Here is a 6378-nt window from a genome sequence, read left to right as displayed (position 1 = left end):
TACGATATCATGCCTAGTCTCGGGGCCTGGGAGATGTGTAAAAGGCCCACCCCGCCCCCGGCCGCCCCCCCGGCGCCCTGCCCGCCCGCGACCCCGCCGCTCACGAGGCCACCACCAGGTCGCGACGCCGGGCGATCGCGATCAGCACGGGCGCGCCGAGGAAGGCGGTCACCAGCCCGACCGGCACCTCGCCGTTGGGCAGCAGGACGCGCCCGAGCACGTCGGCGGCCAGCACCAGCACGGGCGAGAGCACGGCCGTGATCGCCATGATCCAGCGGACGTCGGGTCCGACGATGGCGCGGGCGAGGTGCGGCATCATGAGGCCGACGAAGACGATGGGCCCGGCGATCGCCGTCGCGCTCCCGGCCAGCAGGGTCACCGCCACGAGCGCGAGCACCCGCACCCGCCCGACGTCGACCCCCAGGCTGCGGGCGAGGTCCTCGCCGAGGGACAGCGAGTTGAACGAGGCGCCCAGGGTGAGCGCGACGACGGCCCCGACCGCCACGAACGGCAGGGCCGGCAGCAGCTCCGCCCAGGTCCTGCCCTCGAGCGAGGCCGCGTTCCAGGCGCGCAGCACCGAGTACGCGGCCGGGTCGATCAGCGTCAGGGCCGTCACGATCCCGGAGAGCACCGCGCCGATCGCCATGCCGGCCAGGGTGACCCGCGCGATGGAGGAGCGGGTGGCCCCGGTGCCGCCGATCAGGAAGATCCCGACGGCGACGGCGAGCGCCCCGGCGAACGCGAACGGCAGGTGCCACGCGGGCGAGGACACCCCGAAGACCATGACCGACACCGCGATGAGGAAGGAGGCGCCGGAGTTCAGGCCGAGGATGCCCGTGTCGGCGAGGGGGTTGCGGGTCAGCGACTGGGCCAGCGCCCCGGCCAGCCCGAGAGCGATCCCGGCGACGACGGCGATGCAGCTGCGCGGCAGCCGCAGGTCGAGGACGACCAGCGTCGCCTCGGGGGAGCCGGAGCCTCCCGTCAGCACGCGCCAGACCTCCGCGAGGGGCACGGCGCGGGAGCCCACCGACAGGGCCAGGGCGAACGCGAGGCCCAGCGCCACGACGCCGACCGCCAGGGTGACGACGCCGGCCCGGCGCCGCCCCGCGTTCGCCCGGGGCGCGCCGGCCGGCTGCGGCGGCGCGTCCCGATGGACTCCGCCGGGCGGGAGGGGTGGTGCTGACATGGGTCCTCGATCACGGTGCGGCTTCTCCGGCGGCGCTCCCCGGAGCCGGGTCCGACGGTCCTGGCCATCGGGCCCCGGATAAGGCTACGCTATCCTAACGTCAACGCTCTCATCATCCTCCCGCCGCCGGGCGCCCCGCCGGGGCCGCACCGTGCCGGGACCCAGTGCAAAGGCCACCATGCGATCATCCCTCGCCGCCCGCCCGCTCCGCTCGACGACCCGCCTCGTGGTGGGCGTCCTCGCGCTCGTCGTCGCGCTCCTCCTCGCCGCGTGCGGCTCCTCGGGGGGCGGGGAGCAGGAGGGGGAGGCCTCGTCGGGCACCACCGTCTCGACCAAATTCGGTGACGTGGACGTGCCCGAAGACCCGCAGCGCGTGGTGGCCCTGGGCTGGGGCGACGCCGAGACGGCGCTCGCCCTGGGCGTGCAGCCGGTCGGGGCCTCCGACTGGCTGGCCTTCGGCGGCGAGGGCGTCGGCCCGTGGGCCGAGGGACGCTACGACCAGGCGCCCGAGATCATCGACACCCTGGAGCCCTCCTACGAGAAGATCGCCGCGCTGGAGCCGGACCTGATCCTCGACGTCAAGAGCTCCGGCGACCAGACCCGCCACGACCGCCTCTCCGAGATCGCGACCACCGTGGGCGTGCCCGAGGGCGGGGACAACTACCTGACCTCGCTGGACCAGCAGGTCACCATGATCTCCGAGGCGCTGGGCAAGGCGGACGAGGGCCGGCAGCTGCTGGACGACGCGCAGCAGAAGTTCGACGACGCCAAGGCCGAGCACCCCGAGTTCCAGGGCAAGACCTCGACCGTCGCCGCCTACACCTCCGAGGGCTGGGGCGCGTACGTCGAGGGCTCCGAGCGCGTGGACTTCCTGACCAAGCTCGGCTTCGAGCAGAACCCCGCGGTGGAGGACCTGGAGGCCACCGGCTTCTCCGCCTCGATCTCCAGCGAGAACTTGGACGTGATGGACTCCGACCTGCTCGTGGTCTTCCCCATCTACGTCCCCGCCTCGCAGGTCACCGACCAAGCGGCGTACCAGAACCTCTCCGTGGTCAAGGACGGCCGCACGGTCCTGTTCGGCGACGACCAGGAGGACATCCGCAACGCGTACTCGCTGAACTCCATCCTGTCGGTGGACTACGCGATCGACCAGGTCGTCCCGCTGCTCTCCGAGGCGGCCGGGGGCCGGGCGCGGTGCTGGGGGTCGGAGCGGTCGATGTCCTCGGGGTCGAGGGACGGGAGGTGGTGCAGGGCGGGGTGCTTTCCGGGTCGGGGGCGGCGCTGCGGCGGGCGGGGCGGGGTCTGCGCGCCGGGTGATCACGTCTCATGGGGAGTATGTCACCCCCGGCCGAAGTTCGCGGGGGAGCCGCTCCTCGTGCAGGGGTTCCCCCTCGTGATGCGGTTCTTGGGCCCCTTCCGGCTCCACCGCGATCACGTACCGCGCGCAAGGCCGCGCAGGTGGCCGAGCACGACCTCCGCGAAACGAGGACAGCCGGCCGCGCGGAGAGCATCGGGCAGTTGAGACCCTGCGCGAGCGGCCCAGTAAGCCGCCTGGAATCGGGTCACCTCCCGTGTGGCATTCGGCGCCAGCCAGGCCACCTCCTGAAAGAACTCGTCACAGTCGTACACTTCGTAACCGGTCTCAGCGGAGAGGAAGCCCTGGCCCTCGGTGAGGAGCGCATCGGCCCGGCAGTGCATGGCCGCATGATGCACATGCCAGTCGTCATGATCTTCGATCCCCTCGACCGGACCACCCGGATACCCGGCGACCATGTGATCGAGAAATCGATCCACGCGCTCGTGGAACTGGCCGATCAGCGAGGAGTCCGCCGCGGGGTTCGCATTGCGCAGTCTGGCGCCGACCTCGTGGAGAACCTCGACGGAGGTGCACAGACGAAACAGCGAGCCACCCGTCTCCCGCCGGAGCAGGAACAGCCAATCGCGCCTCGTCCTGCTGAAGAGGACATTGGCGTCGACGAAGACGAGCTGCGTCATGATCCCCCGATGCGCTGGGGTGCTCTGCACGAGACCATGGCGCTAGAGAGGTTCGTCGAGCTGATCGGACAGTTCCAGGATCTGCACCAGCGCCCTTCCGCGATCCCTCTCGCGCCTTTCCTGAAGACGCAGGATCTCGTCCCTCCTGAACCGCGTGTGTGTGCCCACCTTGAACGATTCCACCTGGCCTTCCTGAGCCAGCTTGAGCAGGGTGGGTCGAGAGACGCCGACGAGCTCCGCTGCGACGGTGCTCGTGAGTTCGTCCGGGAGCGTGCCGATCCGCACGTGACCGTGAGCCGCCAGCGCCTGGCAGACCCGCTCCAGCACCTGCGACAGCTCTCGATCCAGCACGCGGGTCTGCCCATCGTCGGTGACGACGGCGAATCGCTCGACCTGTCGGTTGGAGATCTGGGTGGCCTCGCGACGGACGGTCTCACGGTCGCCATCGCTGACGAGAACGTCCGAACGCATCATGGTGGTGCTCATGCGCTCCTCCTGATCCATGTGGTGCCTGACGGTGAAGCTCCAGGATAGTGACTTTCATTTATAAGTGAAACGGCGTCGGTTACGGTGACCGCCTCGACCCGAGCGATGTCAGCCCAACCGGCGGCCAACCCGGTTATACGGCGGGAGTGACGACGCCGTCTCGCCCCTTCTGCCACAGGGTAACCCGCGCCCGACCCCGTTTCACGGCCCGCCGGCGTCCTGTGGACGGCGTCAGCCGCGCGGCACACCGCGTCAGGTTGTCCACAGCCCTGGCCCCCGCCCTTTCCGCATCCTAGGGTGAGCATCAACGGTCCCCCTGCGGACCGGCTTCGAGGATTGTGACCCACCCGAGGCGGCACGGCCCGTCTCCCGGGGCAAGACCTGAGCATCGCGGCGCTCGCCTGAGCGCCGGGTGCTCAGGTCTTTTTTGTGGTCCGGGAGCTGCGCCGCGCGCCGCGTCGTTCGGGCCCCGGCGCCCGGATGCGGGGGCTCGGACGCGGAGACCCGGGGTCCCTCAAGCGGACCCGGACCCGCCCGCTCGGCGCCGGGCCCGCGTGCGGTGCCGGCCCCTGGCGGGAGCACCCCTCGAAACCGTTCCGCGGGCACCCCCGGCCGCCCCGACGGCGCGCCCGCCCACCGACCGGGAGTCAACGACGACGAAGGATGTGCACGTGGCAACCACCATCGACTACGACCAGCTGGGCCGGAAGGTCCTCGAGGCCCTCGGCGGGGAGGGCAACGTCCGCAGCCTCGCCCACTGCGCCACCCGCCTGCGCTTCGCCCTGAAGGACCCGCAGCGGGCCGACCTGGACGCCGTCCAGCGGGTCCCCGGCGTCATCACGGCGTTGCGCTCGGGCGGCCTGCACCAGGTCGTGGTGGGGAACGACGTCGCCCTCGCCTACGCCGCGGTGACGGCCCGCACCGGGCTCGGCGGCGCCTCGGGCGGGCAGGGTGACGGCGCGGGCGACCGGGACGGTGCGCGCGAGGGTCGACGCCGCGGCGGAACCGGGAGCGGGCGAGTCGGCGACGCCGTCGAACCCCGGGAGAGGAGCCTCTTCAACCGGTTCATCGCGATGATCTCCAGCATCTTCACCTCGGTCATCTGGACGATGGCCGCGGTCGGCCTGGTCAAGGCGATGCTCGCGCTGTTCAGCACCGGGATCCCCCTCATCGACCCCGCCTCGCAGACGTACGCGCTGATCAACGCCCTCGGGGACGGGCTCCTGTACCTGCTGCCCGTGGTCCTCGCGGTCTCCGCGGCGAAGTACTTCCAGGTCAACTACGGCACCTCGATGGCGATCGCGGCCTTCCTCGTCCACCCCTCCCTCGTCGGCTTCCTGGAGGCGGGCGAGCCCGTGAGCCTCGCCGGGATCCCCGTGGTCCTGGCCCCGTACGCCTACTCGGTGTTCCCCATCATCGCGGCCGTGTGGCTCCAGAGCCTCGTCGAGCCGCGGCTGATGCGCGCCCTGCCCGGCTGGATGCGGAACTTCGCGACGCCGTTCGTGGTGGTCGTCGTCGTGGGATTCGCGGCGCTGCTGGTGATCGGGCCGGTGATCTCGCTGGCCACGAGCGCCGTCGCCGACGCCCTGACCTGGATCTGGGGCCCCGCGCCGGCCGTCGGCGGGTTCCTGCTGGGCGGGCTGTGGCAGGTCCTCGTGATGTTCGGGCTGCACCACGGGCTGACGCCGATCTTCCTCCAGGAGCTCTCCGCCACCGGCTCGATCCTGCTGATGGGGCCGCTCATCTCGGCGGTGACCGCGCAGTGCGCCGCCGCGCTGGCCGTGACGTTCCGGGTCAGGGACCGGAGGCTGAGGCAGATGGCGGGGCCGGCGTCGGTCTCCGGGTTCGTCTCCGGGGTGACCGAGCCGATCATCTACGGCGTGAACCTGCCGCTCAAACGGCCCTTCACGATCGGCGTCGGGGCCGGGGCCGTCGGCGGCGCGATCGCGGCGTCCGGGGGATCCGCGGCGAGCGCCAACGTATTCTCCTCGCTGCTCACGCTCCCGGCGTTCCTGGACCACGGGAACTTCGCGCTGCAGCTGCTGGGGACCGGGACGGCGATCCTCCTGGCCTTCACCGCCACCTACCTCTTCGGGGTGCCGCGGGACAGGCGCGGTGGCGACGAGCCGGCCGAGGCGCCACCCGCCCCCATCCCCACCCTCGACCTGCTCTCCCCGGTCCGCGGCCGCAGCGTGGCGCTCGACGACGTCGCCGACCCGGTCTTCGCCTCCGGGTCCATGGGGCAGGGGCTGGCCGTCCGCCCGGCCGAGGGCCGCGTGCTCGCCCCGATCGAGGGGACGGTGGTCACCGCCCTGGCCAGCGGGCACGCCTTCGGCATCCGGTCCGCGGACGGTGCGGAGGTGCTGATCCACATCGGCCTCGACACGGTAGAGCTCGACGGCGTGCCCTTCACGGCCCACGTCGCCCAGGACCAGCGGGTCCGGGCGGGGCAGCCGCTGGCCGACGTCGACCTCGACGCCGTCCGCGCGGCCGGGTACGACCCGTCGGTCGTCATGGTCGTGACCAACGCGGGGGCGTTCGGCACCGTGCTGCCGCGCGTCGGCGTCGAACTCGAGGCGGGCGACGTCGCGGTGGTCCTGGAGCGCTGACGAATCGGGACGGAGGGTCCCTGGACGGACGCGGAGCACCGGTTGCCACCGGCCGCGGGGAGGGTAAGATCTTCGAGGAAGACCGCCGACGGGACGACCCGC

At 72.0% G+C, this 6378-nt stretch carries 5 protein-coding genes; 2 read left to right on the top strand and 3 right to left on the bottom strand.

Annotated features, from left to right (window positions below; genetic code table 11):
* Nucleotides 1–100: 100 nt before the first annotated feature.
* Nucleotides 101–1186, bottom strand: a complete 1086-nt coding sequence (locus NBM05_RS06365; RefSeq protein ID WP_254165948.1) for a FecCD family ABC transporter permease — start codon at nucleotides 1184–1186, stop codon at nucleotides 101–103.
* Between the two features lie 178 nt (nucleotides 1187–1364).
* On the opposite strand from NBM05_RS06365, the gene NBM05_RS06360 reads away from it, so the two are divergent.
* Entirely contained in the window at nucleotides 1365–2708 is a 1344-nt protein-coding gene (locus NBM05_RS06360; RefSeq protein WP_254165947.1) for an iron-siderophore ABC transporter substrate-binding protein, read from the top strand.
* Here the strand turns inward: NBM05_RS06360 and NBM05_RS06355 are convergent.
* Nucleotides 2618–3181 (bottom strand): PIN domain-containing protein, encoded by a 564-nt coding sequence (locus NBM05_RS06355; RefSeq protein WP_254165946.1) that lies wholly within the window; start codon nucleotides 3179–3181, stop codon nucleotides 2618–2620. The two genes, NBM05_RS06360 and NBM05_RS06355, sit on opposite strands and share 91 nt — an antisense overlap.
* Before the next feature lie 42 nt (nucleotides 3182–3223).
* Entirely contained in the window at nucleotides 3224–3667 is a 444-nt protein-coding gene (locus tag NBM05_RS06350; protein ID WP_254165945.1) for a helix-turn-helix domain-containing protein, read from the bottom strand.
* Nucleotides 3668–4338: 671 nt separating this feature from the next.
* On the opposite strand from NBM05_RS06350, the gene NBM05_RS06345 reads away from it, so the two are divergent.
* Nucleotides 4339–6276: a glucose PTS transporter subunit IIA gene (locus NBM05_RS06345; protein ID WP_254165944.1), complete on the top strand. Its 1938-nt coding sequence runs from the start codon at nucleotides 4339–4341 to the stop codon at nucleotides 6274–6276.
* Nucleotides 6277–6378 lie beyond the last annotated feature (102 nt).

The organism is Rothia santali (assembly GCF_024199905.1).
In the GTDB taxonomy this organism is placed as follows: Bacteria; Actinomycetota; Actinomycetes; order Actinomycetales; family Micrococcaceae; genus Rothia; species Rothia santali.
Note: the sequence above shows the minus strand (reverse complement) of the source record. Positions and strands in the feature narration are given on the sequence as shown.